At 63.2% G+C, this 23,337-nt stretch carries 36 protein-coding genes and 2 tRNA genes; 19 read left to right on the top strand and 19 right to left on the bottom strand.

Annotated elements, in window-relative coordinates; all coding sequences use genetic code 11:
• Positions 1-68: 68 nt before the first annotated feature.
• On the bottom strand, positions 69-1,241 hold the full coding sequence (locus tag NR187_RS25930; RefSeq protein WP_256808122.1) for an isovaleryl-CoA dehydrogenase: 1,173 nt from the start codon (positions 1,239-1,241) through the stop codon (positions 69-71).
• Positions 1,242-1,353: 112 nt separating this feature from the next.
• On the opposite strand from NR187_RS25930, the gene NR187_RS25925 reads away from it, so the two are divergent.
• Complete coding sequence (locus NR187_RS25925; protein WP_211385751.1) at positions 1,354-2,382, top strand: AraC family transcriptional regulator; 1,029 nt, start codon at positions 1,354-1,356, stop codon at positions 2,380-2,382.
• Positions 2,383-2,399: 17 nt separating this feature from the next.
• Here NR187_RS25925 and NR187_RS25920 read toward each other — a convergent pair whose 3' ends face one another.
• Complete coding sequence (locus tag NR187_RS25920) at positions 2,400-2,891, bottom strand: Lrp/AsnC family transcriptional regulator (RefSeq protein ID WP_211385750.1); 492 nt, start codon at positions 2,889-2,891, stop codon at positions 2,400-2,402.
• Between the two features lie 290 nt (positions 2,892-3,181).
• Entirely contained in the window at positions 3,182-3,487 is a 306-nt protein-coding gene (locus NR187_RS25915) for an ETC complex I subunit (protein WP_211385749.1), read from the bottom strand.
• A gap of 254 nt (positions 3,488-3,741) precedes the next feature.
• Between NR187_RS25915 and NR187_RS25910 the strand changes: the two genes are divergently transcribed.
• Positions 3,742-4,911, top strand: a complete 1,170-nt coding sequence (locus NR187_RS25910) for an OpgC domain-containing protein (protein WP_256808121.1) — start codon at positions 3,742-3,744, stop codon at positions 4,909-4,911.
• A gap of 166 nt (positions 4,912-5,077) precedes the next feature.
• Positions 5,078-5,476, top strand: a complete 399-nt coding sequence (locus NR187_RS25905) for a translational machinery protein (protein WP_211385747.1) — start codon at positions 5,078-5,080, stop codon at positions 5,474-5,476.
• A gap of 22 nt (positions 5,477-5,498) precedes the next feature.
• On the opposite strand, the gene NR187_RS25900 is transcribed toward NR187_RS25905, so the two are convergent.
• On the bottom strand, positions 5,499-5,690 hold the full coding sequence (locus NR187_RS25900; protein ID WP_211385746.1) for a hypothetical protein: 192 nt from the start codon (positions 5,688-5,690) through the stop codon (positions 5,499-5,501).
• 310 nt (positions 5,691-6,000) lie between these two features.
• Between NR187_RS25900 and NR187_RS25895 the strand changes: the two genes are divergently transcribed.
• Positions 6,001-6,147, top strand: a complete 147-nt coding sequence (locus NR187_RS25895; RefSeq protein WP_256808120.1) for a hypothetical protein — start codon at positions 6,001-6,003, stop codon at positions 6,145-6,147.
• Positions 6,148-6,528: 381 nt separating this feature from the next.
• On the opposite strand, the gene NR187_RS25890 is transcribed toward NR187_RS25895, so the two are convergent.
• Positions 6,529-6,918 carry a hypothetical protein gene (locus NR187_RS25890; protein ID WP_256808119.1) on the bottom strand — a complete coding sequence of 130 codons (390 nt, stop codon included), beginning with the start codon at positions 6,916-6,918 and terminating at the stop codon, positions 6,529-6,531.
• Positions 6,919-7,243: 325 nt separating this feature from the next.
• Here NR187_RS25890 and NR187_RS25885 point away from each other — a divergent pair, with 325 nt between their 5' ends.
• Positions 7,244-7,405, top strand: a complete 162-nt coding sequence (locus NR187_RS25885) for an RNA-binding protein (protein ID WP_256808117.1) — start codon at positions 7,244-7,246, stop codon at positions 7,403-7,405.
• Positions 7,406-7,439: 34 nt separating this feature from the next.
• Here the strand turns inward: NR187_RS25885 and NR187_RS25880 are convergent.
• From NR187_RS25880 to NR187_RS25865, 4 genes are all read right to left on the bottom strand, one after another.
• Positions 7,440-7,516 (bottom strand) — tRNA-Pro (locus NR187_RS25880).
• Positions 7,517-7,610: 94 nt separating this feature from the next.
• Positions 7,611-8,084, bottom strand: a complete 474-nt coding sequence (locus tag NR187_RS25875; RefSeq protein ID WP_256808116.1) for a DUF192 domain-containing protein — start codon at positions 8,082-8,084, stop codon at positions 7,611-7,613.
• Between the two features lie 114 nt (positions 8,085-8,198).
• Positions 8,199-8,828 carry a cold-shock protein gene (locus NR187_RS25870; RefSeq protein WP_211385741.1) on the bottom strand — a complete coding sequence of 210 codons (630 nt, stop codon included), beginning with the start codon at positions 8,826-8,828 and terminating at the stop codon, positions 8,199-8,201.
• A 209-nt stretch (positions 8,829-9,037) separates the two neighbouring features.
• Positions 9,038-9,799, bottom strand: coding sequence for a Sir2 family NAD-dependent protein deacetylase (locus NR187_RS25865; protein ID WP_256808113.1), 762 nt, complete (start codon positions 9,797-9,799; stop codon positions 9,038-9,040).
• A 255-nt stretch (positions 9,800-10,054) separates the two neighbouring features.
• Between NR187_RS25865 and NR187_RS25860 the strand changes: the two genes are divergently transcribed.
• Entirely contained in the window at positions 10,055-10,219 is a 165-nt protein-coding gene (locus tag NR187_RS25860) for a hypothetical protein (RefSeq protein ID WP_007610153.1), read from the top strand.
• 81 nt (positions 10,220-10,300) lie between these two features.
• On the opposite strand, the gene NR187_RS25855 is transcribed toward NR187_RS25860, so the two are convergent.
• Positions 10,301-10,594 carry a hypothetical protein gene (locus tag NR187_RS25855; protein ID WP_211385820.1) on the bottom strand — a complete coding sequence of 98 codons (294 nt, stop codon included), beginning with the start codon at positions 10,592-10,594 and terminating at the stop codon, positions 10,301-10,303.
• A 286-nt stretch (positions 10,595-10,880) separates the two neighbouring features.
• Here NR187_RS25855 and NR187_RS25850 point away from each other — a divergent pair, with 286 nt between their 5' ends.
• Positions 10,881-11,111 (top strand): hypothetical protein, encoded by a 231-nt coding sequence (locus NR187_RS25850; protein WP_211385739.1) that lies wholly within the window; start codon positions 10,881-10,883, stop codon positions 11,109-11,111.
• An 86-nt stretch (positions 11,112-11,197) separates the two neighbouring features.
• Positions 11,198-11,335, top strand: a complete 138-nt coding sequence (locus NR187_RS25845) for a hypothetical protein (protein ID WP_211385738.1) — start codon at positions 11,198-11,200, stop codon at positions 11,333-11,335.
• Between the two features lie 97 nt (positions 11,336-11,432).
• Here the strand turns inward: NR187_RS25845 and NR187_RS25840 are convergent, their stop codons facing one another.
• Both NR187_RS25840 and NR187_RS25835 read right to left on the bottom strand, forming a co-directional pair.
• Positions 11,433-11,630: a hypothetical protein gene (locus tag NR187_RS25840; RefSeq protein ID WP_256808110.1), complete on the bottom strand. Its 198-nt coding sequence runs from the start codon at positions 11,628-11,630 to the stop codon at positions 11,433-11,435.
• 825 nt (positions 11,631-12,455) lie between these two features.
• Positions 12,456-12,611, bottom strand: coding sequence for a hypothetical protein (locus NR187_RS25835; protein ID WP_211385736.1), 156 nt, complete (start codon positions 12,609-12,611; stop codon positions 12,456-12,458).
• A 383-nt stretch (positions 12,612-12,994) separates the two neighbouring features.
• Between NR187_RS25835 and NR187_RS25830 the strand changes: the two genes are divergently transcribed.
• Positions 12,995-13,213, top strand: coding sequence for a hypothetical protein (locus NR187_RS25830; RefSeq protein WP_211385735.1), 219 nt, complete (start codon positions 12,995-12,997; stop codon positions 13,211-13,213).
• 255 nt (positions 13,214-13,468) lie between these two features.
• On the opposite strand, the gene NR187_RS25825 is transcribed toward NR187_RS25830, so the two are convergent.
• Both NR187_RS25825 and NR187_RS25820 read right to left on the bottom strand, forming a co-directional pair.
• A complete protein-coding gene (locus tag NR187_RS25825) occupies positions 13,469-13,657 on the bottom strand; it encodes a DUF2934 domain-containing protein (protein ID WP_372703278.1) in 189 nt (62 codons plus the stop codon).
• A 128-nt stretch (positions 13,658-13,785) separates the two neighbouring features.
• A complete protein-coding gene (locus NR187_RS25820) occupies positions 13,786-14,082 on the bottom strand; it encodes an HU family DNA-binding protein (protein WP_007591377.1) in 297 nt (98 codons plus the stop codon).
• A 449-nt stretch (positions 14,083-14,531) separates the two neighbouring features.
• Between NR187_RS25820 and NR187_RS25815 the strand changes: the two genes are divergently transcribed.
• The 3 genes from NR187_RS25815 (at position 14,532) to NR187_RS25805 (ending at position 15,473) form a co-directional block, all read left to right on the top strand.
• The gene (locus tag NR187_RS25815; protein ID WP_256808108.1) at positions 14,532-14,702 is read left to right on the top strand and encodes a hypothetical protein; all 171 of its coding nucleotides are present in this window, start codon (positions 14,532-14,534) and stop codon (positions 14,700-14,702) included.
• Between the two features lie 154 nt (positions 14,703-14,856).
• The gene (locus NR187_RS25810) at positions 14,857-15,159 is read left to right on the top strand and encodes a hypothetical protein (RefSeq protein ID WP_211385733.1); all 303 of its coding nucleotides are present in this window, start codon (positions 14,857-14,859) and stop codon (positions 15,157-15,159) included.
• A gap of 137 nt (positions 15,160-15,296) precedes the next feature.
• Positions 15,297-15,473: a hypothetical protein gene (locus NR187_RS25805; RefSeq protein ID WP_211385732.1), complete on the top strand. Its 177-nt coding sequence runs from the start codon at positions 15,297-15,299 to the stop codon at positions 15,471-15,473.
• A 214-nt stretch (positions 15,474-15,687) separates the two neighbouring features.
• Here NR187_RS25805 and NR187_RS25800 read toward each other — a convergent pair whose 3' ends face one another.
• Entirely contained in the window at positions 15,688-15,966 is a 279-nt protein-coding gene (locus tag NR187_RS25800; RefSeq protein WP_211385731.1) for a hypothetical protein, read from the bottom strand.
• Positions 15,966-16,166, bottom strand: a complete 201-nt coding sequence (locus tag NR187_RS25795) for a hypothetical protein (RefSeq protein WP_211385730.1) — start codon at positions 16,164-16,166, stop codon at positions 15,966-15,968. The genes NR187_RS25800 and NR187_RS25795 overlap by 1 nt, the downstream gene beginning before the upstream one ends.
• A 1,070-nt stretch (positions 16,167-17,236) precedes the next feature.
• Between NR187_RS25795 and NR187_RS25790 the strand changes: the two genes are divergently transcribed.
• Positions 17,237-17,689, top strand: coding sequence for a VOC family protein (locus NR187_RS25790; protein ID WP_211385729.1), 453 nt, complete (start codon positions 17,237-17,239; stop codon positions 17,687-17,689).
• 288 nt (positions 17,690-17,977) lie between these two features.
• Positions 17,978-18,616, top strand: coding sequence for a glutathione S-transferase family protein (locus NR187_RS25785; protein ID WP_256808107.1), 639 nt, complete (start codon positions 17,978-17,980; stop codon positions 18,614-18,616).
• Positions 18,617-18,734: 118 nt separating this feature from the next.
• Here the strand turns inward: NR187_RS25785 and NR187_RS25780 are convergent, their stop codons facing one another.
• The 3 genes from NR187_RS25780 to NR187_RS25770 are packed head-to-tail and all read right to left on the bottom strand — an operon-like array spanning position 18,735 to position 19,465.
• Positions 18,735-18,902: a hypothetical protein gene (locus tag NR187_RS25780; protein ID WP_211385727.1), complete on the bottom strand. Its 168-nt coding sequence runs from the start codon at positions 18,900-18,902 to the stop codon at positions 18,735-18,737.
• Positions 18,903-18,907: 5 nt separating this feature from the next.
• Positions 18,908-19,153: a hypothetical protein gene (locus NR187_RS25775; RefSeq protein WP_211385726.1), complete on the bottom strand. Its 246-nt coding sequence runs from the start codon at positions 19,151-19,153 to the stop codon at positions 18,908-18,910.
• A gap of 57 nt (positions 19,154-19,210) precedes the next feature.
• Positions 19,211-19,465 (bottom strand): PilZ domain-containing protein, encoded by a 255-nt coding sequence (locus NR187_RS25770; protein WP_211385725.1) that lies wholly within the window; start codon positions 19,463-19,465, stop codon positions 19,211-19,213.
• Between the two features lie 224 nt (positions 19,466-19,689).
• Between NR187_RS25770 and NR187_RS25765 the strand changes: the two genes are divergently transcribed.
• The 5 genes from NR187_RS25765 (at position 19,690) to NR187_RS25745 (ending at position 23,295) form a co-directional block, all read left to right on the top strand.
• Positions 19,690-19,764, top strand: a tRNA-Glu gene (locus NR187_RS25765).
• Between the two features lie 94 nt (positions 19,765-19,858).
• Positions 19,859-20,518, top strand: coding sequence for a hypothetical protein (locus NR187_RS25760; protein WP_211385702.1), 660 nt, complete (start codon positions 19,859-19,861; stop codon positions 20,516-20,518).
• Positions 20,519-20,659: 141 nt separating this feature from the next.
• On the top strand, positions 20,660-21,289 hold the full coding sequence (locus NR187_RS25755) for a PilZ domain-containing protein (RefSeq protein WP_256808105.1): 630 nt from the start codon (positions 20,660-20,662) through the stop codon (positions 21,287-21,289).
• 119 nt (positions 21,290-21,408) lie between these two features.
• The gene (locus tag NR187_RS25750; protein WP_211385818.1) at positions 21,409-21,666 is read left to right on the top strand and encodes a hypothetical protein; all 258 of its coding nucleotides are present in this window, start codon (positions 21,409-21,411) and stop codon (positions 21,664-21,666) included.
• A gap of 588 nt (positions 21,667-22,254) precedes the next feature.
• Positions 22,255-23,295, top strand: coding sequence for a PrsW family glutamic-type intramembrane protease (locus NR187_RS25745; protein WP_211385700.1), 1,041 nt, complete (start codon positions 22,255-22,257; stop codon positions 23,293-23,295).
• Positions 23,296-23,337: the final 42 nt, after the last annotated feature.

The raw sequence follows: 23,337 nt of genomic DNA, 5'->3' as shown, positions 1-23,337 counted from the left end.
TCTGGTGATCTGGTGAGGGCCGCGAACAGGTTGGACCCATTTCGCGGCAATTCCAATTGCGTGAAGGCTTAAGCCGTCTCGGCCATCAGTTCGCGGCCGATCAGCATGCGGCGCACCTCCGAGGTGCCGGCGCCGATCTCGTAGAGCTTGGCGTCGCGCCAGAGACGTCCGACCGGAAATTCGGACGTATAGCCGACGCCGCCGAGCGCCTGGATCGCCTCGCCCGCCATCCACGTCGCCTTCTCCGCGGAATAGAGGATCGCAGCCGCAGCGTCCTTGCGCAGCGTCCGCGCATGGTTGGAGCGGTCGCAGGCCTTTCCCACCGCGTAGACATAGGCGCGCGTGGCCTGCCACGTCGCGTACATGTCGGCAAGCTTGCCCTGCATGAGCTGGAAGTCGCCGATCGGCTGGCCGAACTGCTTGCGCTCGTGCATGTAGGGCACCACCGCGTCCATGCAGGCCGCCATGATCCCGAGCGGGCCACCCGACAGGACTGTGCGCTCGTAGTCGAGGCCCGACATCAGCACCTTGACGCCCTCCCCCACCTTGCCGAGCACGTTCTCCTCCGGCACCTCGCATTCGTCGAAGAACAAGGGATAGGTGTTGGAGCCGCGCATGCCGAGCTTGTCGAGATGCTGGCCGTGGGTGAACCCCTTGAAACCCTTCTCGATGAGGAAGGCGGTCATGCCGCGCGGTCCCGCCGCCGGATCGGTCTTGGCATAGACGACCAGCACGTCGGCATCGCCGCCATTGGTAATCCACATCTTGGAGCCGTTGAGCACGTAGCGGTCGCCGCGCTTGTCGGCGCGCAGCTTCATCGAGATGACGTCGGAGCCGGCGCCCGGCTCGGACATCGCCAGCGCGCCGACGTAATCACCGGAAATCAGCTTTGGCAGATAGCGCTCGCGCTGCGCGTCGTTGCCGTTGCGGCGGATCTGGTTGACGCAGAGGTTGGAATGGGCGCCGTAGGACAGCCCCACGGCCGCGGAGCCGCGTGAAATCTCCTCCATGGCGACGATATGAGCGAGATAGCCCATGTTCGAGCCGCCATATTGCTCCGGCGCGGTCATGCCGAGCAGGCCAAGGTCGCCAAGGCGCTTCCAGAGGTCGGCCGGGAACAGATTGGCCTTCTCGATCTCGGCGGCGCGCGGGGCGATCTCCGCCTCCACGAAGGCGCGCAACGTGTCGCGCAGCATGCTGACGTCTTCGCCCAGATCGAAATCGATGCTCGGGATGTTCACGGCGATTCCTCCGTATTTTGGTCACCGAACCTAGCGGGGTCTTGGCCCTCTTGCGGTCGAAAAGGTTGCATTTTCCGCCAAACTTGGCGAGGATTTTCCCTGGGGAGTTTCGATGCCTTTTCAAGCCGCCACCGCAATCCCGCGCCGCGCCGTGACCCCCGCCGCCTTCGTGCGCGGCGTGGTTGCCGCCTATGAGCGATATGGCCGCGATCCCGCGGAGGCGCTGAGCCGGGGCCAGGTAACGCCAGACCTTGTCAATTCTCCGGATGGGCGGGTCACGGCGGCCCAGTTCGAGGCGCTGGCGGGCCATGCCATGCGCGAGCTCGACGACGAGGCGCTCGGCTGGTTCTCGCGCCGGCTGCCCTTCGGCACCTACGGCATGCTGTGCCGCGCCTCGATCACGGCGCCAACGCTGGAAGTCGCGCTCAGGCGCTGGTGCCGGCATCATCGCCTGCTGACGGAGGACGTGCTGCTCGATCTTTCGATCGACGAGGAAACCGCGGTCGTGTCGATCAGGGAGCTGCGCGACCTCGGGCCTCTACGCGAGTTCTGCCTGGTCACCCTGCTCCGCTACGTGCTCGGCTTCTCCTGCTGGGCGGTCGATTCCAGGATCGCGCTTCGCACGGCGGAATTCCCGCATGCCGAGCCCGGCCATGTCTCGGTCTATCCGACCATCTTTTGCAGGAACCTGAGCTTCGATGCGGACCGCGCCCGCATCGTCTTCGACAAGCATTATCTCTCGCTGCCGCTCACCCGCAGCGCGGCCGATCTCGACAACATGCTCAAGGGCGCGTTGCGGTTGACCGTGCTGCCCTACCGCCGCGACCGGCTGCTGGTCGAGCGCGTCCGCCGCGTGCTGCGCAATGCGCGCGGACGCAGCCTCGGCGCCGAGGACGTCGCGAGCGAGCTGGCCCTCTCCACCCGCACCATGCACCGGCGCCTGCGCGAGGAAGCGACATCGCTGCGCGGTCTCAAGGAGGAGGCAAAGTTCGAGCTCGCCAAACAGGAATTGATGCGCGGCCGCACCCCGATCAAGCGGATCGCGGAGATCGCCGGCTTCCGCAACGAAAAGAGCTTTTCCCGCGCCTTCCGCACCTGGACCGGCACCTCGCCGAGCGAGTTTCGCGGCAGGTATCGGTGAGGCGAGCGAGCGCGCCGCTATCCTGCCGACGCCGCCATGATGCCCTGCAACGGCAGCGGCACATCTTTCGCCACCCCCAGCACAGGGAAGCTGCGAACGTTCTTGACGTTCGGCATCGCGGCGAAATGCAGCAGCTGCTGGCGCATGCTCTCGACGCTCGGCGCCACGCATTTCAGGAGGTAGTCGGTGTCGCCCGAAATCCGCCAGCACTGCTGGATGCGCGGGATCGCTGCGATCGAGTTCTCGAACGCCTCCAGCACCGGCTGGGCCTGGCTGCCGAGCTGGATCGAGACGAACGACACCACCTCATAGCCGAGCAGCCGCTCGTCGATGACCGCGCGCACCGCCCGGATCACGCCGCGGCTGAACAGCGATTTCAGCCGCCGCACGCAGTTGGGCCCGGACACACCGACGCGAAGCGCCAGCTCGTTGTTGCGAACCCGCCCGTCCTGCTGAAGCTCGGAGAGTATCTTCAGATCGACACCGTCGAGCTGGTCACGCCCCGCCATAGCCCACCTCGTCATAGCCCTTGAGGGCGGGCAGCGAAGCACGCGGCGGAATTCGTGCCAACCACCTTGGGCGCGCACAGGGCTGGAATAGCGGGACCGGGCCCTCAGGATAAGGTCGCGTTGCGCAGCGAGATTTCTGACCCTCATGGTGAGGAGCCCGCCAAAGCGGGCGTCTCGAACCATGCAGGCCGCGCTGGTCCGTCAACCTTTCGCTGTCAGGAGCACCGCTCCCAAAACGCGAATACCCGGGACAAGCCCGGGCATGACGTGCCGACAGAATGTGCCGCCCCTCAATGCGTCCAGGGCTCGCCGCGACGGAACGAGAAATTGTCGGCATAGGCGGCCGGGCGTCGCACCGATTCCTGCGGCTCGATTACCTGGTAGGCGATGCCCTTGCGTTCGCAATAGGCGACAGCCTCGTCCTTGCTGTGGAAGCGCAGCGTGATCTGCTGCTTCATGTCGCCGGACGAGGTCCAGCCCATCAGCGGCTCGACCGCACGCGGCTGCTCGGGCTCGTAGTCGAGCTGCCATTCCTTGGTCTTGGACCGGCCGGATTGCATCGCGTTCTTGGCGGGCTTGAAAATGCGTGCGGTCATGGTCGTCCGGGCCTCTTCGTCTTTTCGTTCGATTTCGATGCGTCACGGTGGCAGTTGGTGGAAACCGCGGGCATAGTATAGAGACGCCTTTCAGGAACTGTTCAGTGATTCCGGCTCCCGGGCGCCCTGCTTATGGGTATAGTCATTATGCTGCACCGTGACAATTGCGTACCCGCCTTCCGCGCCGGGATCCCGCCCGGCGGACCTGCCTCGCCGACATCAGCGTATCCGTCCCCTCCGAAAGCTTCCGTCGCATGTCCTTCCTGAACATCAACGCCACGCTCCCGGAAAAGGGCCGTGACCTCAGGCTCGACCTGTTTCGCGGCGTCGCAAACTGGGCGATCTTCCTCGACCATATCCCGGACAACGTGGTGAACTGGATCACCACCCGCAATTACGGCTTTTCCGACGCCGCCGACCTGTTCGTCTTCATCTCCGGCTACACCGCCACCTTCGTCTATGCGCGGATGATGCTGGAGCGCGGCTTTCTCGTCGGCGCCACGAGGCTGACCAAGCGGGTCTGGCAGCTCTATGTCGCCCACATCATCCTGTTCGTGATCTACATCGCCTCGATCAGCTATCTGGCGCTGCGCTTCGGCGATTCCGAGATGATCAACGAGTTCAATGTCGCCGGCCTCGTCGACAACGCCACCGAGACGCTGCGCCAGGGCCTGTTCCTGCGCTTCAAGCCGCTCAATCTCGACGTGCTGCCGCTCTACATCGTGCTGATGGGCCTGTTTCCGCCGGTGCTGTGGTTCATGCTGCGCAAGCCCGATTTGACGATGGCGCTGTCGATCGTGCTGTGGCTCTCTGCGCGCCACTTCGGCTGGAATCTGAACGCCTACCCGGCCGGCCAGTGGTACTTCAATCCGTATTGCTGGCAGGTGCTGTTCGTGTTCGGCGCCTGGTGCGCCATGGGCGGTGCGCAGCGGTCAGGGGCGGTGATCAACTCGCCGATCACGCTGTGGCTTTGCCTTGGCTATCTCGCCTTCGCGCTGCTCATGACCATGGCCGGCCGCTTCCCGACCCTCGGCGGCATGTTCCCGGAATGGCTGTTCTCGGCCTTCAACCCGAACGACAAGACCAACCTGGCGCCCTACCGCTTCATCCACTTCGTCGTGATCGTGATCCTGGTGATCCGCTTCCTGCCCAAGGATTGGCCGGGCCTGGAGTGGAGGATATTCGATCCGGTGATCGTGTGCGGCCAGCAGTCGCTCGCCGTGTTCTGCGTCGGCGTGTTCCTGTCCTTCGTCGGGCATTTCGAGCTGTCGATGAGCTCGGGCTCGCTGTTCGCGCAGATCTTCGTCAGCGTCGCCGGCATCGCGATCATGACGACGGTGGCCTATTACATCTCGTGGTCGAAGAAGCAGGACAAGCCGCTGAAACCGCCGCCGCCCAAGCCGGCTGCCGCGAAGGCCGCCTGAACCGGGAACGTCCGGGCGTGCCGTTTCGATGCCCCTGTCGGTTCGGCCGTTCATCCGAGATCGGGTTGACCTGCGTCAACCAAAGCCGGCACCGGCCGACCTAGTGTTGCTGCGACTCGTATCGCCGCACCGATGTCGGCGGCTTCCTCGGACAAGGCCAAAGCACATGCCCTCTCATTTTCACGCCGTGGTGTGGATCGACCACTCGCAAGCCCGGATCTTCCATCTCGGCCTGAGCGGCTCCGACGAAATCACGCTGCATCCGCAACTGGCGACGCGTCATCTCCATCACAAGGCCAATGTGACCGGCAGCGGCCATGCCGCACCCGACAAGACGTTCTACGCTGATGTGACCAAAGCCCTCGCCGATGCCGGCGAAGTCCTGATCATCGGCCCGGCGAGCGCGAAGACCGAACTTGCCAGTCACATTCGCGCCCATGCTCCCGATGTCGCCAAGCGGATTGCCGCAGTGGAAGCGGCCGATCATCCCTCCGACAACGAAATCATCGCCTACGCGAAACGTCACTTCAAAGTGCCGCTGCCGCGCGTGCAGGCACCAACCTGAAAGCGGGATGACGATCTTTCCTTCAGGCGGCTTCGCTGTCGTACTCGGTAAACTTCTTGTAGATCCAGTCGCGGCCGTCGTGGCGGCGCCAGACCTTGCCGACCACGAGCTGCCCGTTGATCGAGCGGCGCGGCACGATCACGGTCCAGAGGTGCCAGATCTCGGTCCAGCTCGACTGCTGGCCGACCGTTCGGACGTTGCGATCGAAAGACATGATGCAGAACTCACAAGATACGAGCGCGGCGACGAACCGTGATCTCGTGTGAGCACAGATTTCAGGCAGCCCATCGCGAGCCGGAACGATCTGATAGCAGCCGCCAAAGCGGCCGCAACAACCGCTCGCCCTTAACCTAACCGATCAACCTTACTTGTTGTGGCCGAGCGGCGAGACCGGTTGTAAGCCGGCGCCAATTTTTCTACACTGGATGCACGATTTGAGAATGAGCGCGCCGTTTTGAGGGCGCGCGGTGATTTTTTTAGCCGACACGAATTTTGAAAAATATTGACGGGCTGGGGCGACCACAATGTATTTGCAATGTGCATGTCTGCGCCTGGCGCTGCGATCGACCCCGCATACGCCGCTCGCAAAGACGCCGCCGAAGGCCGCCAACGACAATCAATTGGTCTGGCCGTTCCTGCCGTTTCCATTCGGCTGGTACGCCACGAACTGATTGCCGGAGCATGATCGGATCTGATTGCATCAGAACCGAAGCACCGGATTTTTGGCTTGAAGCGTCTTGTCGACGCGAACCGCTCTTCGCCTCGCTTGAAAAGCGCAACGCCGCGCAAGCGTAATATCATCGCTTGGCGGCGTCCGTTTAGGCATTGGGCGCTGAAATCCCCAACACTCATTTGTCTATGGCGACGCCCAAAGGTTCGATGAAGTTTTCGAATTCTGCGCCCGGCCGCTCCGCTCCAATGCCTTGAAAAATCGCGCAGAAGTAGCGCTGTGCAGAGGATGAGCGCCGAGGATTAGGAGGCTTCGGGCATCGGTTTGCCGGAGTTCCTGGAAGCGCAGCAAGCCGCGTGCCCTGGCCGGCGCTCAGCTTCGCTCAGACGTCCGTGTTTGCGCCGGAGCTGGCGCTGGACGCAGCCTGGGCGCTGGCGCCGATCGTGCCCTGGGCGTTGTAGGTCTGCCCCGCCTGCTGATCCTGACTGCCTTGCGCGCTGGTCGAGGTCTGGACCTCGGTCGTGCCGTCCGAATAGGTGATCGTCGTGGTGGTGATGCCGCCTACGGTGGTGGAGACCTCGCTGACGATGCTCTTGGCCGAGCCGCCACCGCCTCCCGATCCCGAGCTTCCGCTCGCCGATTGCGCGGACGACGTCGCCGATGTCGAGGACGATGTCGCCAATGTCGATGAAGCCGCGGAGGACGTCGTCGCCGCGGTCGACGGGGCCGTCGTCACCGACGCACTGGTTGAAGCAATCGCACTGATCGACATCGAGACCTCGCTCGGGGAAACACGGGCGCAGCGCGATGGCGCGCCTTGTCCTCTTTCAACGCAGCGGGCCCGCCAAGCAGGCGCAGGAGACGCGAAAAATTCCTTTGCTGCGCATTTCCGGCCGACCCGCCGGCAACCTTTTACTGCGCAGCGTGTTGCAGCTTTTTCCCACCTGTCCGTGCATCCGAAGGCATGCTCCATCAACGCATGCGCGCCTGCAGGGACAGCCAACCGTCTCACGTCCGTGTGAGCTGGAGCGCGGCCAGTGAATTTTAGCGAATGCGCAGAGACCAACGAAGAGCAGGCCGCAAGGCAGGGGGACGCTGTGAGCCAGGTTGATACGACCGAGAAACTCTCCGAGGTGCCGGACGCCGGAAGCTCGCTGTTCGCACTCTGCGGGCTCGGCGTCGCCGGGATCGTCATGCTGGGCTGGATCTGCGCCCTCGCCTGGGTCGCCTGGCGCCTCGCCGGTTGGCTGTGGTTCTGAGGCGTCCCAAAGGCCCGAAGCATCAGGTCGGGACTGGTCGGGGCAGCTGGATTCGAACCAACGACCTGCAGTACCCAAAACTGCCGCGCTACCAGGCTGCGCTATACCCCGAATGTCCGGCGAGCCCCGTCGATACACGCTTCCCAAAGCGCCAGCAAGCTTCCTAAACGCGCCAGCAAGGCTCGCAGCGCCCTCGCCGCCGGCCCTATTTGCCGCCGAACAGCGGGTGGCCGACGCGGTCGCCGACGCGGATGCCGTATTTCTGCGCCGTCCCCGCCACCACCTCCAGCACGGCCCGCGCGGGCCCCCGGGACGAGATGATCTTGGTCGACAACGGCTCGGTGCTTTCGGCGATGCGCAGGATGCGGCCGTCGGCGCGGATGAAGATCATGTCGAGCGAGACATAGGTGTTCTTCATCCACATCGACACTTCCTGCTCGGGATTGAAGTCGAACAGCATGCCTTTGCCGTCCGCCAGTTCCTTGCGGTACATCAGGCCGGTCTGCTTCTCCTCCTCCGTCGTCGCCATCTCGACCGAGAACACCTGCACACCGTTCCTGGTGACGATCTCGAGCGGCTGGAAGCTGGCGGCGCCGGCGACGGCCGTGCCGGCGATGACCAGGATGACGGCAAGCCAGCCCTTCGCAACGGCGAAGACGGCCTTTCGATCGAAATTCATGGATGGCTCTCGAGGCGTGGGACTGGACCAGTCCATACGTGGCGGTCGCCGGAAAAGCCAGAGGCGCGCCGGCCGGCCAGCGCGCCTCTGCTCACGATTCCGGGAATTGGCGAGCTAGTGGGAGGAAACCGGCGATCCCGTCTCGGGATGGATCTCGGCCGCCATCATGCCCTTGGAGCCGGGCCCGAAGCGGACCAGGACATACTGGCCAGGCCGCAGCTCGGTCATGCCGAAGCGGCGCAGCGTCTCCATGTGCACGAAGATGTCGGGTGTCCCCTCGCCGCAGGTCAGGAAGCCGAAACCGCGCAGCCGGTTGAACCATTTGACCTGGGCCCGCTCCAGCCCGCTGGTCGCGGTGACCGTGACATGGGTGCGCGGCGGCAGCATCTGCGCCGGATGGATCGCGGTCGATTCGTCCATCGAGACCACGCGGAAGGCCTGGTAGCCCTTGGCGCGCTGGATGCACTCGACGACGATGCGGGCGCCCTCGTAGGCGGTCTGGAAGCCGTCGCGCCTAAGCACGGTAACGTGCAGGAGGACGTCCGGCCAGCCATTGTCCGGAACGATGAAGCCGTAACCCTTCGAGGCGTCGAACCATTTGATGACGCCGTGAACCTCGACGAGGTTGGCGCTGCCCTCACCAAGCCCGGTGAAGGGACTGAGCGCGCTGTCGCGACCACCGCCGTGATCGCCCACCGCGGGAACTCCGACCTTCTTGGACTCAAATCCGTCCGACGACCCCATAACCCCGGACCCCACACATTCCATGCAACCCGCCTGAATGGCGGCGTCGAATCACGCGTCTTTGGAGAATCTTGAGAATGTCTTCCCAACTCGACGCGACGCGAATCTTTCGACTCAAAAGATAACACTCCCGGTTGCGAGGCATAGACAAAAAAGAGATTCGCCGGAACCTATGAACAGCTTGCACAGCCGCGAATCAAATTGATGCCTCAATTTCCGACAAAGGGCCCGAGCGTTTCGCCAATGTCGTGGCGGATCACGAGGTCGGCGATGTCGTCCTGCTCGGTCGGCTCGCGGTTGATGATCACCAGACGTGCACCTGAGTTCTTCGCCATGATCGGAAAGCCCGCCGCCGGCCATACCACCAGCGAGGAACCGATCGCGATGAAGAGGTCGCAGGCCTGCGACAGCGCGGTCGCACGCAACATTTCATCCTCGGGCATCATCTGGCCGAACGAGATCGTCGCGGTCTTCACCGGCTCGTCGCACGCGGTACAGTTGGGCGCAGCGCCCTCATCCTCGAAACGGCGCTTGACCCAGTCGAGCGGATAACCCTGCCCGCATCCGATGCAGCGCGCATGAGTGGTGTTGCCGTGGAGCTCGATCACGTGGTCGCCCGCAATGCCCGAAGCCTGGTGCAGATTGTCGATGTTCTGGGTGATGATGCCGGGAACCTTGCCGGCGCGGTAGAGCGAAGCCAGCGCGCGATGGCCGCGTCCGGGCCTCGCCGTCGCAAACACCTCCTCCATCGCGAAGCGCCGGCGCCAGGATTCGTCGCGTGCTGACTGGCTGGCGACGAATTCGTCGAACGGGATCGGGCGGTTGCGTGTCCAAATTCCGCCGGGCGAGCGGAAGTCGGGGATGCCGCATTCGGTCGAGATACCGGCGCCGGTGAACGGCACGATCCGTTTCGCTTCGGCGATCATGTCGCCGAGCCGTTCAACGCCGCTGCGAAGATCCGAAGCAATCAACGCGGCCTCCCGATGTGTTCGTGCGCTAGCTGCAATGCGCGCAAGTGACAAGATTGTTGACGCTCTTATCCACCGCGGCGCAAGACGTGGTCGGCAATTTTTTCCGACCTTCGCTTATCACAATCCTGCAATGCCGCCTCCCCATTGACGCCCCAATCAGAAGCGCCAATGCATGTGTTGACGCGACTCAACGTGATTGCGGCGGCAGTGCTTGAGTTCAGCAGTGCACATACTCACGTGTAGAGGGGATTTGACATGACCGAAGACGAACAACGCAAGATCCGCGAACGCGAAGAGATCGCCGCCCGTGTCGCCGCCTTTCGTGCCACGCAGGAAAAATTCAAGCGCGAGCGCGACGAGTATTTCGTGTCGACGCTCGACAATGCGCGCAAGGTGGAGCGGCCCTCGCTCTGGCCGTAATCCACCGGGATCAATACGCGTGAAAAAAGCCCGGAGCGTTGCTCCGGGCTTTTCATTTGTTCCGCCGTTACTCTTCGGCCGTTACCAGTGACGGTAATAGTGGTGGCGGCGATAGTACGGTCCGTCGCCGTAATAGGCGTACGGGCCGGGGCCGTAAGCGTAGGCGGGACGGCCGTAATAGCCGTATCCCGGGCCGTAGCCATAGCCATAAGGATGGGACGCTGCAACCGCGCCCGCGGTGATCGCGCCGGCGGCGAGGCCGAACGCAAGGCCCGGACCGATGCCGCGACCGCGCGCCTCGGCCGGCGCAGGGGCCGCAACCGCGGTCACGCCGACGGCTGCAACGGTAGCCAGAACTGCCAGTGTCTTCTTCATCATGAAACTCTCCTCCTTCGCATCTCGCAGGGACAACGCGCCCCGACTGCGATAGTTGCGCGGGCGCGGAACCCGGGCCGTCGAAAAAATGTCGAAACACGGGGAACGAAAGCGCGTTCGGCAAATTGCATCTTCAAGTGCGGAAGCCTCCGCCATCCGGTTGAGGCAACAGCACGAAGACCCCGTCAGCATCTCCGCGGTGCTGGCGGGGTTTTTGGTTTCACGGTGAAGCAATGGCAGCCGCCGACCATTGCTGCCAGATGGGGCCGATGCCGAGGAGGAGACATTGCCGATATCCGCGTTGCTGGCCCGTATCCGCAGGCTCGTTCCAAAATCGCGCGACCAACATTACGACGAGATCGTCCGCAATTTCGGTGTCGGCGCGTTGCGGCCGCCGCCGATGCCGATGAGCGACGGCGAACTGGCGCGGGCCATCGCCGAGTTCCTGAAAGAGCAGCCGTCCAGCAAATCCGTCGCCACCCTGGGCCGGAAGCTCGACCCCTCATCTCCGCTTTAGGCGGCCTTTGGAGGCGCCCTTGCGTCGTTCGGGGAACGTGCGCAGCCGGCGCGCGTTGAGCTTGCCATCACGACAAGAGGCGCGACATGCCCGTTTGGCTCGAAATTTTGGTCAATCTGTCCGGCTATGCCGGCTTCGTCGCACTCGCGACCCACGGCACCGCGTGCTGCGAGACCTCCGCAGACAATCGTATCCACAATCGCATTCACGGCGACGAACGCTAGAGCATGATCCGGAAAAGTGCGAAGCGGTTTTCCGAAAAGATCATGCTCAAACAAGAACCTAAAGCGCGATGACGATTCATCCCAATCTCATCGCGCTTTAATTTGCGTGCGGCGCCTGACCTGCCGTGCGCACCAGCCTGTCGGCCTTGACCGCGACGCGGGTGTCCTCGAGCTGCGGCCGCAGCGAAAAGCTGATCACCACGAAAGCGAGACAGAACAGCGTGCCGACGACGGCGACGCGCCGGTAGGTGTGGCGGTCACCCTGATAAAACGACGGTTCTGAAAAAGGTGTCATGAAAGCTGCCTTGAAAGCTGTCTTGAAAGTTTTCTTGGCAAATTGTCTTCTTGGCAAAATCGTTTGGTCTCTTGCCAGACACACCTATCCCAACCCGCGCCAGGTGCAACGCGATTGGGCTTTTAACCTAACCGAATAGGGTTATCGGCTTCCCGGCAAGCTTCCGTTAGGAGCTGGGCAAGGCGTCGTCCGATCCTCACAGGCGCGGCAGCAACGTCGCGCCAAAGTCGGGGCCCGCCATCGGCCGGGTTTGTTCCAGCTTCGCCTGCATTTCGTTCTCAAAGAACGAATCGGAATCCAGGAAATCGGCCCGACGCAACGCTTAACAATTCGTTCGCCTGCAAACGAATGCTGCCATCGAACGCCGCAAAGCACCTGGCGTCGCGACAAGCCCGCGATTACTCCGTGTCGCTGGGCTGTGGTGATGGCTGCGGCACTTGCGGGACCGACGGTCTGGCGTTGCGAAGGCGCGGATGCCTGTCGTACCAGAACACTTTTGCGATCTCGACGAGAAACCAGCACGGATCCATCTCGCTCTCCGTTCTTGCTCTTCAAGTCCCGCTTGCCTGGCCTCATTGCGTAACGAGGACAAGAGGACGGGACCGTGCGAAGCATCACGGTGCAGGTTTGGAGCAAGCGTCCCGCATCGAGACAGAAGCCACGGCTTGTTCTGCATCCGACTCCATTTCGTTCGCGAAGAACGAATCGGAGTCGAAAAATCAGCGGAGCGTGATTCCTAACGATCGGTGAAAGCGCGGCGCCGCGTCCCTGCTATCTGGACTGCGACACGCTTGCCGATTGCCGTCGAGATCCAGCGAGGCCCGATCACGCCGCCTGCTTCGCCGCCGTATCCTTCTCCGAAAAATCCTTCTCCGAAAAGCATTCGAGGATCTGGATGCGCAGCTCTTCGGCGGCGGGGCCTTCGACCTTCCTGAGTTGATTCCAGAGCCTGATGACTTCGCGTTGTTTCTCGACGGTCATGGTCACCTCCACAAGAGATGACCGAACTAGAACAAAATAGGAACAAAAAGTCCAGTCCCTCCTGCGAAAATCCACCGGCGCATCACCGCGGCGCTTTTCGATGCCGGGAATTTCAGCGCCCGGTCACATGGCCGCCCCACCTGGCGCACATGCTCAGTCCCGGCGATGCGGTTGCTTTTTGGATTTTCAACCTTAAGTTCGGGGTACCGCTGGCGGCCAGGCGCTGAAATCCCAACGCTGCCAGCTGGAAGAGCCCCGTGCGCAAGCGCGGGGTTTTTCTTTTTCGCGGTCTTGCCTGCTGCGAACGTCGGCAGCCTAAGCGAGCGCGCATTTGCGGGAACGCACCGCCGCCCTGCCCGTTACTTCCTCCGGAGCGAGGGACCGTGGCCAAAAAATACTACGCCGTCGAGGTGGTGCGTCAGATCGAGGAGACCGTGGAGATCATGGTCGAAGCGCCGGACGAGGCCACTGCACATGATGCCGCGCTCGCACATTTGAAAGCGCGCGGCTCCGAATATCAGTGGCTCAATCCCAAATGCGATTTCGTCGTCTGGCGCGAACGCCAGGTCGACCCGCCCGCGATCATCGACGTGTCGGTGTAGCCGGAGCAGCGGCGGGAACGAACTCTTCCGTCTTGCGTTGTCCGGCCGAATGAAGTGGTGCCGGCGGCTGTGCGACGCGGCCGATCGGCTTGAAGAACCCCGCGGTCAAAGCGGGGTTTTTCTTTTGCGGGTCTTCTTGGAGGCGCGGCCGGGTTTTCCGTGGCTTGTGCCGGGGCGTCGTGACGACGTTCGGCATTGCGATCGCCGAGCACCATCCCTTCTTCAGCTGCTGAAGCGATGGCAGGGGGGCGGTTGCTACGGGGTCGTCAGACCGGCAGATTGTCGGTCATCCCCGGCGGCACCTCGGCCCCGCTCGGTCCGCTCGGCGAGAAGCTCCTTCTCGGCCTGGTACCAGAAAGTGTCCATCCGCCCCGGGGGCTCACCGGCTGCAGTCCAGAGGTGATAGGCGCGGTTGCGGATGTCCTCTTCGCTTAAATCGGCCATGTGCTTTCTCCCTTTCGGAAGCAAAGCCTACAACGCCCGGGAGTTCCCTGTCCCCCCTCTTCAGCATCGGCCGGCACTCGCTGCGGCGCTTCCCGCAAGGAAGCCGCCGCAACGAAAACGCTGGCGGCTTAGACGGAGTCCTTGGCCACCTTGAGCGGCGAGGCCTTCACCGACTTGCTCGCCGGCTTCGCCGCGAACTGCATCGGCTCCTTGGTGAAGGGATTGACGCCCATGCGGGCTTCGGTCGCAGGCTTGTTCACCACCGACATCTTCACGAAGCCGGGAATGACGAACTCGCCGGACTCGTTGAGCTCCTTGTAGCCGACCGTCGCCATGTACTCGATCACCGACTTCACGTCGTTCTTCGACAGCTGCGTGCCTTCGGCAATAGCATCGATCAATTGGGTCTTCGTCATCTTCGCCATGTCTGAATTCCTTTGAATTGGTGCGCGCGAGCATGCTCCGCTGAGGACGCGGCCGGACCGCGGAGGCGCGCTTCTGATTCATGCCAACTGTCATGAAGTGCGGGGCTTAGAACCCATCGAGGCCTAAAACGCAAGCAGGGGTTATGCGGGGGAGCCGGAGGATCGTCCGAAAAAGGCCTCTTCTTGGGCCGTTTTCTTGTTGAACTCCTGGGCCGTTTTCCTGTTGAACCATTTTCGCTCTGGGGCGTCTAACTCTTTGAAGTCCCCAAGCTTCACCCCATCAGAGAGCCCCGCTTTCCCCAGGCGGGGCTTTCGCCTTTGCCGGGGCCGGCGGCACGTCCGATCAGGCGTGACAAAAGGTCAGTGCCGGGCCGCCTGGATAAGGACCACCACAAGGCGGTTCTCTTTTCACGCCATCTCCCCCATAATGCAGCATGGCAAAAACAAAAGTGACCTTCAAAACCGTCCGGATCGCAGACGGCGAGTGGAAAATCGTGGCGGATTATCCGGACAGCGAAGCACGCGAAATCAAGGGCTTCACCAGCAAGGCAGATGCCGACGACTGGATCAACGGCGACCGCAAGATCGCTTGGCTCCGCTCCCAGGGCTACGCCAAGTGAATCGCGTCAAGTGAATCGCGCCGAGTGACCCGTTGATCCCGCCCAAGTGACTCACCTCGTCGTGAAACTTGTGGCTCGGCCTCCCATTGTTGAGACTTCAGTAACCCAACGCCGCCAAGCTCTCTTCAGTATCGTTGCGTTGGAGTACCTGACAGTGCTGGATTTTGACGAGCTGCGTGAACTCGCGGCCGATGTTCGGGTTTTCGTCGACATCGCCGAAGACAAGGCCGAAGCGCTTCGCGCCGTCATCGCGGCTTACGACGTCGTGCTGGCGATCTTCCCGGCCAACGAAGGCATGGGCCTCCACGTCATCAAGGGCCGCGAGATCCTGGACAGGATTGCAGGATCGCGGACCCATGTGATGTACAGCCACACGGCCATCGCGGTTCCCGATCTCGAGCATGCGGAAGTGCTCAAGATGCTGACGGCCCCCGTCGAGCAACGGATTGCAGCGTAGATTGCAGACGGCGCCCTGATCGCCCGCGCCGCTTCCCGCAAGCCGGCGTGGTCATCTTGCGCGTGCATCACAAAGACGGTCACGCAGGAACGGTCAGTTTTGACGCGCGTTGACAATCTCCAGCGAAGGAGAATGTCATGAGCGTTGAAGGTAAGGCGAAGGAAGCGGCCGGCTACGTCAAGGAAGAGCTGTACGAGCACGGCAAGTCCCCCGACAGCCAGAAGAAGGCCCAGGAGGGTCGCGACCTCAGGAACGAAGGCCGCGTCGAAGACGGCAAGCCGCCGAAGACGACGAAGCCCGGCACCGGTCACTAACCAGATTCTTGAAAACCGCCCCTGGCCATGCCAGGGGCGTTTTTTCACCTCGGCATGGCGGCGTTTTGAATCTGTCGTCAGCAGGGTCGCAGGCAACACCGGGCGATGCGACGGTGCCGAAGCTGACCAGCGCTTCATGCCGCCTCAACATGGGCTGTATCTCCGCCTCGCTTGTCCGATTGGCTTCATGAGCGCCAAGAGGAAGCCGCGCGTCTCAAGTATTTGACTTGGCGAGCCGCCTCCAAGCGCTGAAAGCGATGAGAATGGCGAAAGCACAAAGACCATAAGTGAACGCATTCACGACCCAGCAAATGGCAATCCCGGCGAAGGCGGAGCCCCCGGCCGCCCCCCAGAACAAATACGCTGCGGAAATGCCAGGCCACTCCCACGACAGCAAAGCAAAGTCAGTGAGCGGCTCCAGGGCAAGCAGCACAGCCGAGATGAGCGCCCCGATGGCCAATGCGATGATGAGGTTTGCCTTCAGGGAGAGCATCAGAAACCCAGCAGCTCGGCGAAGACAGGAATGAGCAAATAGGCGGCGAGCCCGAGAAGACCGCCCACGACGAACCTCGCTGTGCGGCCATGGATCTTCGTATCGAGCCACGAGCATACGAGCAACGCAGCCCGTCTCAGGCCCTCACCGACGAGACTTCCGGCGAGGTAAAACAGAAATTCTGCGAAGACAGCGGCCATGGCGTTTAGTCGCCACACCTCCGGCGGGGTTCAATTGGGCTAAGGACCGCTAAGGACCACGAACTGCGGGATCACCGTTGACGGTGCACTCAATTCCCTCGCCATCACCACCCTATTAGCTCTGGGACTTGGTCAACGCATCGCGGACACCGTCAATTGAGTGCACTGTCACCGTAGTGCCGTCCGCTTCGCGGACCTCAGACCCTACGCCGCCACGTCATGATAATGGCGAGCACTACCACCAAAACAATGAGGGCTGCGATCGCCCAATTCCCTTCCGCGTTCGCACTCAGCAACCAGAAGTGCACCGACAGTTTATCCGACATGGCCAAGCTTCTCCGTCACGCGGAGCGGGTTTCTCCGCGCGCTATGCGATTGACAGAAAGCCTGGGTGGAGCGAGAACCTACGTTGTCAGGCGGAGAGTCCTTTGGGATTCCCCACCCAGGCGCTGGCCGATGCTTCCAACATCGACCGGCGCCATTTTTATCTGTGACTCGTACGCCCGGACAGCGGCGTTTCGGATTTCGCCTCGGTTATCCCCCTTATTCCCTGGGGAATATTGCAGGTCTTTTGTGGATAACTCAGAAAGCTCAAAGGACAGAATGTCCTAAGCTGTGGGTGGATTTTCACCCGATACAATCTTCGCACTCAAATCTGTTGACAATCAACATAGTCACCACAACGACCATCGCAATCATCACCACCACGAGCACCATTAAGCTGCAAACGCTCCGACAAATAACCAGCAGCATTCGCCAACGCCGCCGATGGTAGGTATTCGGCCGTCGATGAGCGGCTCGGTATTTATTGGACGCCGTCCTTCGGACCTTAGACCCCACGCCACCCGCCCTATGGGCGTCAAAGAGGCTTAGGGCTAAAGACAGTGGCGATGGAGAGAACGTAGATCGGGCTAGATGCTGCGGTACCCCACGCCAAGAACAAACGAAGGTGAAGCAGCACGTAATCCGCACGTATGGTAGTGCCCCGCCGCGGATTTTACTGCTATTTTGCGCTACCTAGTGCCACCAAGGGCGCAAAGTCCTGGAACGCTCTCAAGGAGATAAAAACCATGCGATACCTCCACACCATGCTGCGCGTGCGCAACCTCGATGTTGCGATGAAATTCTATGTTGATGCGTTCGGGCTGAAGGAGGTGCGGCGGATCGAGAACGACAAGGGGCGGTTCACGCTCGTCTTCCTGTGCTCGTCGGACGATCTCGAGGCGCTGAAGAAGCAGCCGCAGACACGCGGCGCGCCGCTGGTCGAGCTTACCTACAATTGGGACGAGGAGACCTATGGCGAGGACCGCTTCTTCGGCCATCTCGCCTATGAGGTCGACGACATCTACGCCACCTGCGACAAGCTGATGAAGGCCGGCGTCACCATCAACCGGCCGCCGCGCGACGGCAACATGGCCTTCGTCCGCTCGCCCGATCTGCACTCGATCGAGATCCTGCAGAAGGGCGAGCCGAAGCCGCCGCAGGAGCCGTGGTCGTCGATGCCCAATACCGGCCACTGGTAGGGCCTTTTCCGCAGGAACCAGCCTCCGTCCCGGGCGTTCTCCCTTCGACAATGTGATTGGAGGAGGACGCAATGGGACGAGGACTGTTGTTGTGGATGCTGGGCGTGCCGATCCCGGTGATCCTTCTGCTGTGGCTGTTCTTCGGCCACTGAGCACCAGGTTCAACCTGCAAGGAAAGCTCTGCCGATGGCGGAGCTTTTTGCATGAGGGGCTGGCCGCAATCGCGGTCGTCCGGCACAGCAAATTCCGCTATCACCCGCACAACCGAAACGCCGCGGGAGGGGCTTCATGCCGGACACCAAGCTGACGATCTGGGGCCGCGCCAATTCAGTCAACGTGCAGAAGGTGCTGTGGTGCCTCGCCGAGCTCGGCCTGCCCTATGAGCGCATCGATGCCGGCATGAGCTTCGGCAAGACCCGCGAGGCCGACTATCTCGCGATGAATCCCAATGCGCGGATCCCGACCCTGGTCGAGGGCGATTTCGTGCTGTGGGAATCCAACTCCATCATGCGCTATCTCTGCCTCGCGCATGGAAGCGGCACGCCGATCTATCCCGAGGCAGCGAAGCTGCGCGCTTCGGTCGACCGCTGGCTCGACTGGACGCTGTCGACGGTGCAGCCGGTCGACCGCCCGGTGTTCTGGGGCATCGTGCGCACGCCGCCCGCCGAGCGCGACATGATCCAGGTGCAGCGCGATGCCGATGCCGCCGCCGAGGTCTGGGCGATTGCCGACCGCCTGCTCTCGTCGCGCCGCTTCATGGACGGCGATGCGTTCACGCTGGCCGACATCGCGATCGGCGCCTATGCGCGGCGCTGGCTCGGCGTCGAAGGCATCACCCGCCCGGCCCAGCCGCATCTGACGCGCTGGCTCGCCGAGCTCGGCAAACGGCCCGGTTTTGCCGAGCATGTCGCGCCGCCGATGTCGTGAGCCGGAGGCGCGGCGCAAGCGCCGGTCACGCCTCGGTGAATCGCCATTCCGCCGCGCCCTCGCTGCGTCTTGACGGCTACTGTGCATGGGGTTGTTTTCGCAGTTTTTGTTGGAGGCCCTAGCGCCAGCCGCGCTCGACCAGCAGCACGCAGACGATCAGCACCAGCGTCACGGCGGCGGTGGCGAGCTTCGCCGTTCGGCTCAAGCCGCGGCCGACCCACCAGAGCAGCGCGCAATACATCACGACGGGGACGATGATGTCGGGCCGCATCAGATCCGGCGGCATCGGGGTCAGCGCCCGACCGTTGTCCCGGCGCTGATCGAGCCGCCGATCTCCACGCAGGTGCCGGTGCCCTCGACCATGACGAAGCGCGGCCCGTAGGCGGCGCAGGCGCCCGCTTTCGCCGTCCCGCCCGCGCCCTTCAGCGGCAGCGCCTTGCCCGCCTGTGGCCGCTCCGCATGCGGCAGGCGCAAGGGCTCGGCAGCGGCCGCAGAATTGGCGAGCAACGAGACGAGCATGAGAAGCGGCGCACGCATGCGCCCCGTTCTAGCCCGGACAGGCGCCACGCGCCATCGGGCGCGTCGTTGCGGCAATCAGATGAACTTGACGCCGGCCGACTTGCCGCGGCGCCAGACCACCTGGCAGCTCCGCCCGGTCCGCGCATCGCGCGCGAACGCCATCCGGATCACGCCCGGGAGCTGGCTTGCATCCTCGTCCAGCGTGATCTTGGCGCCGGTGGCGGAGATGTCCTGAACCAGGCAATGCCGTGCCGCGAATCCGCCGGCGAGCGTGATCCAGGCGTGCTGCGACAGCGACTTGCGGGCCGCGCGCTTCTTGGGCTGTGGCATAGGCTCAAATTCTCCCCGTCCAGCGCTAGCGCAGGGAACCTAAGAAACCGTTGAATTCGCCACCGAATAATCCCGGGCCGGAGGCTATCCACCGGCCCCAAAAGACGGTCCCGAACGGCTTGCCCAAGGCCCCAAAGGCCACTATACACTCGCCCACTGCAAGCCCCCGGGCCCTGTTCGGGCGGCCAGCGGCCGTGCCGCGACAAGCGGCGGGGCCTGCGTTTGCTCCCTTCGTCTATCGGTTAGGACGCCACCCTTTCACGGTGGAGAGAGCGGTTCGATTCCGCTAGGGAGCGCCATCCGCGACAACTCGCGGGCGGAATTCCGCGCCCCCGCATGAACCTCCCCGCCCCTGACCGCCGACCAATGCCTGACGCAACCGGTGCAGGCCCCATGGCGCAGCTCAAACCCCCTTCGGGCGGTCCGTCCGGCACAGCCGCGCCGGCGCCGCCGCAATGGATGCACCGCACGACGCCATCTGCGCCGGAGCGCCGTGCCGGAATGCTGGCGCACATGGCGCGCGCCAGGTCGGTCCCGCAGCCCCAGGCCGCAACCGTGCCCGAGCCATTGCGCAAGAACGGCAAGGACATTCTCGGCGATGCCTTCGGTTACATGGTTCTGTTCGGCATCATCGCCTTGCTCGTCCAGTCGCGCATTCCGCTCTATCTCGGCGCGTTTCTGTTCCTGACCGACGGCGCGCGCATCGAAGCCGCGCTCGCGACGATCGGTATCCGGTTCGAGCCCGATACGATCGGCCCCGACATCGTCAAGGGCTTCGTATCGCTGTTCGGATGGTTCGCGCTGCTGGCGTCGTCGAGAAACGCCGTCCCCGCCTGGCTCGCGGCATGGATGCCGCCGGACACATCCTGGTCCACCATTGCCGGCATCGCCGTCGTGTTCGCCGTCGTCGAAGCATTCGCGGCGCTCGCGATGCGGCACGCATTGCCGTGGTTCGGATTCCGGATCAGATCCGGCAGCCTGACCGCGACGGCGATCAAGCTCCTGATGGCCGTCGGCCTGTTGGCCCTGCTGGTGCTGCTCGGCTCCCTCTGAGCGGCGCGCATTGACGATGTCGTGAGACGCCGCGCCCGTTAACCGGAAATTTACCCCTGCTCCTGAGCGCCGGTATCATTTGCTTAGAATATGATCCCTACCGTGGAATTACGGAAACACTCCGCAACACGATTGGCGCCCATGTCCGTCGCAGAGTTCCTCAGGCAGCGTGCCGTGCAAGTCACCGTGAGCGGGAGCTACTCGCTGCCACGGTGGTACGATTGCGAGGGCAAGCTCCGCACCTTCGCCTGCCGCACCAGCCGCGTCTCCCCGTTCCGGATGATGGTCGACGTGCCCGTGGTCGGAAAGGTCGGCGAACGCGTGACCTCCTACTTCCAGGATTTCGGCGAATTCCAGTGCACCATCAGCGCGACGCTGAAATCGGGCTTCCTGATGGAGCTCGACATGACGCGGGCGCGGCGCGCCTGGATGTCGGAAAAGCTGACCTGGCTCGAGAAGAAGCAGAAGGACGACAGCATCCAGGAGCTGCGCAATGACGCTCGGTTCGTACCCCAGGTCGCGCACACCTTCCTGACGCTCGCCGACGGCAGCAGCCATGCCTGCTTCATCATCGACGTCTCCACGGCCGGCGTCGCGGTCTCCTGCGAATACGACCCGCCGGTCGGAACCCCGCTTGCGGTCGGCGCCTGCGTCGGGCGCGTCATTCGCAAATTCGACAACGGTTTTGCAGTCAAGTTCGCCGAGAAGCAGCAGCGGGACGACCTCGTGCGGCTGGTCGTGCGGACGCCCTTGCTGCTGCGATCGGCCTGATCCTCAGCCTCGCCGCCCTATCGCGGCCCCATTCCGGGATCAGTTTTTCAGGGGGCCGCGCCTCGTGCCGGACGTCATTTGCAGACCTGCGATCGGGGGACCGAATGGCAGTCGACAAGATCACGGTTGATAAGATCAGGGTTGATAAGATCACCTGGGACAGGGTCGGCCGGGTCACCGAGCCCGGACGCTACATGTACACGTTCGGCTGGCTCACCATCACCGCCGGCGATCTCGAGATCTGGAAGCAATACCCGCAAGCCGCGTTCACGCTGATGGCGCAACATTCCGAGCCGGACGAATCCATCGGCGAGGAATTCCATCTCGGCGCCTTCGACGTCGCGCCCGACGCACCGCCGCCGTTCACCACGCACTGAAAGCAGTCAAAGGCGGCGGCCTTCGGATCGGGAGCCGCTGCGCATGGTGCGGGTCGCCGCGGGAACGCATGGCATGGGCGTTGCTTTATCTCTGCCATGATACACATTCCAGCCGTCGACCAGGCCTTCCTGCTGCTGCTGATCGTCCTCTGCCTGGGGACGTGCCTCGTACGCGCCTTCTGGGAGCTTGAGCAGGTACGGTCCCGCCGGATCGCGTCATCGCCCCGCGGACGCGCGACGAAGCGAGACTAATTCAGGCCGGTCCGCCCGGCCACGCGCGGTGCGGAGAGAGGAAGTCCCGGCTCTGGACTTGCCGCAGGGACCCATGCATCTTGAATCGAAGAAACCTGCGCATTTGCTTGATCCGCCTCAACAATCACGATGTGACATCCGGCGCGCGACCCGTTGCCATGGATGACGAACAGGTCTTGCCATGCAATTGATTGCGTTCGGTATTCCACGCCTCGCCGGCGACGCATATGAACCCAGGCTGTCACGTCTGTTAAGCGAGACGACAGCGAGCGCATGACACATGGTCGCATCGGGAAGCGTAGATAAGCAGATCAAGGGAACCTATTTTCGGCGCCGATGTACCTGATTGAAGCGTTGCCCACCGTCATCGGAACGGCCGCCATCGCCCCGGCGCTGCTGATGCTGTGGCTTGTCATTGCCGCCGAGGAGCGCCCGGGGCCGCCGGCCCAGGTCTGGACTGCCTTCCTGCTGGGCGCGGCCAGCATTTCGCTGCTGGGTCTCGCCCGCGCCCCCTTCGCCAAGATGGTTGCAGCCCCCGACGATCCATGGGCGGCGCTGGCCATGCATTCGATCTTCGGGGTCGCGCTGCCGGAGGAAGCGGTCAAGGTGATCGCCATCGTGCTGGTCGCCTCGACCAAGCGGCGGACCTTTGCCAATCCGATGGACACCGTGGTCTATGGCGCCGCCGTCGGCCTCGGCTTCGCCGCCTACGAGAACCTCGCCTATCTGGTGCAGCATGCCGAAATGTGGCGTTCGCTGGCCGCCTTGCGCAGCGTGCTGACCGTGCCATTCCACGGCGCGCTCGGCATCATCGCCGGCGCTTATCTGACGATCGCACGGGCCGGCACGGCGCTGGGCGCGAACCGTCATCATCGCGACTGGGCCCGCCTGTCCAGCCGGCTGCTGATCTTCGCAGGCCCGCTCGCGCTGCATTCGGCCTTCGACTTCCCTCTGCTCACCCTGCAGAGGATGCCCGACCTCGATCCCAGCTTGCGGATGTGGCTGGGCGGCGCGAGCCTGCTGATCGGCTTCAGCTCGATCGCCTTCGCCATCCGTCTGGTGCGGCGCGTTGCCCGCCATCACGCGCCCCGGACCGATGTCGCGCGGGAGCGGCTCAGCCAATTGCGCCGGATGTGGGCACTGCTGCTCGCCGGCGGCGGCGTCGGTTTTCTCGGACTCGCCTTCGTGCTGACCTCGATTCATCATTGGCTGATCAACCCCGAGCGCAACCTGACGCTGGCCCTGATCCCGATCGGCTTGGTCTCGATCCTGCTCGGCCTCGCCCTTCTGATCGTCACGATTGCGATCTATATTCTCGGCCGTAACCGCGTTCGCACCAGCGGCGAAGGTTTTTCGTCAGCGCACGGCGGCGGTTGAGCCGCGGGATGGCAAGCGTGCCGCGCACGCACTAGATTGAGC

The organism is Bradyrhizobium sp. Bra64 (assembly GCF_024519875.1).
GTDB classification, from domain to species: Bacteria; Pseudomonadota; Alphaproteobacteria; order Rhizobiales; family Xanthobacteraceae; genus Bradyrhizobium; species Bradyrhizobium japonicum_G.
This window is presented reverse-complemented; position numbering and strand designations above follow the sequence as displayed.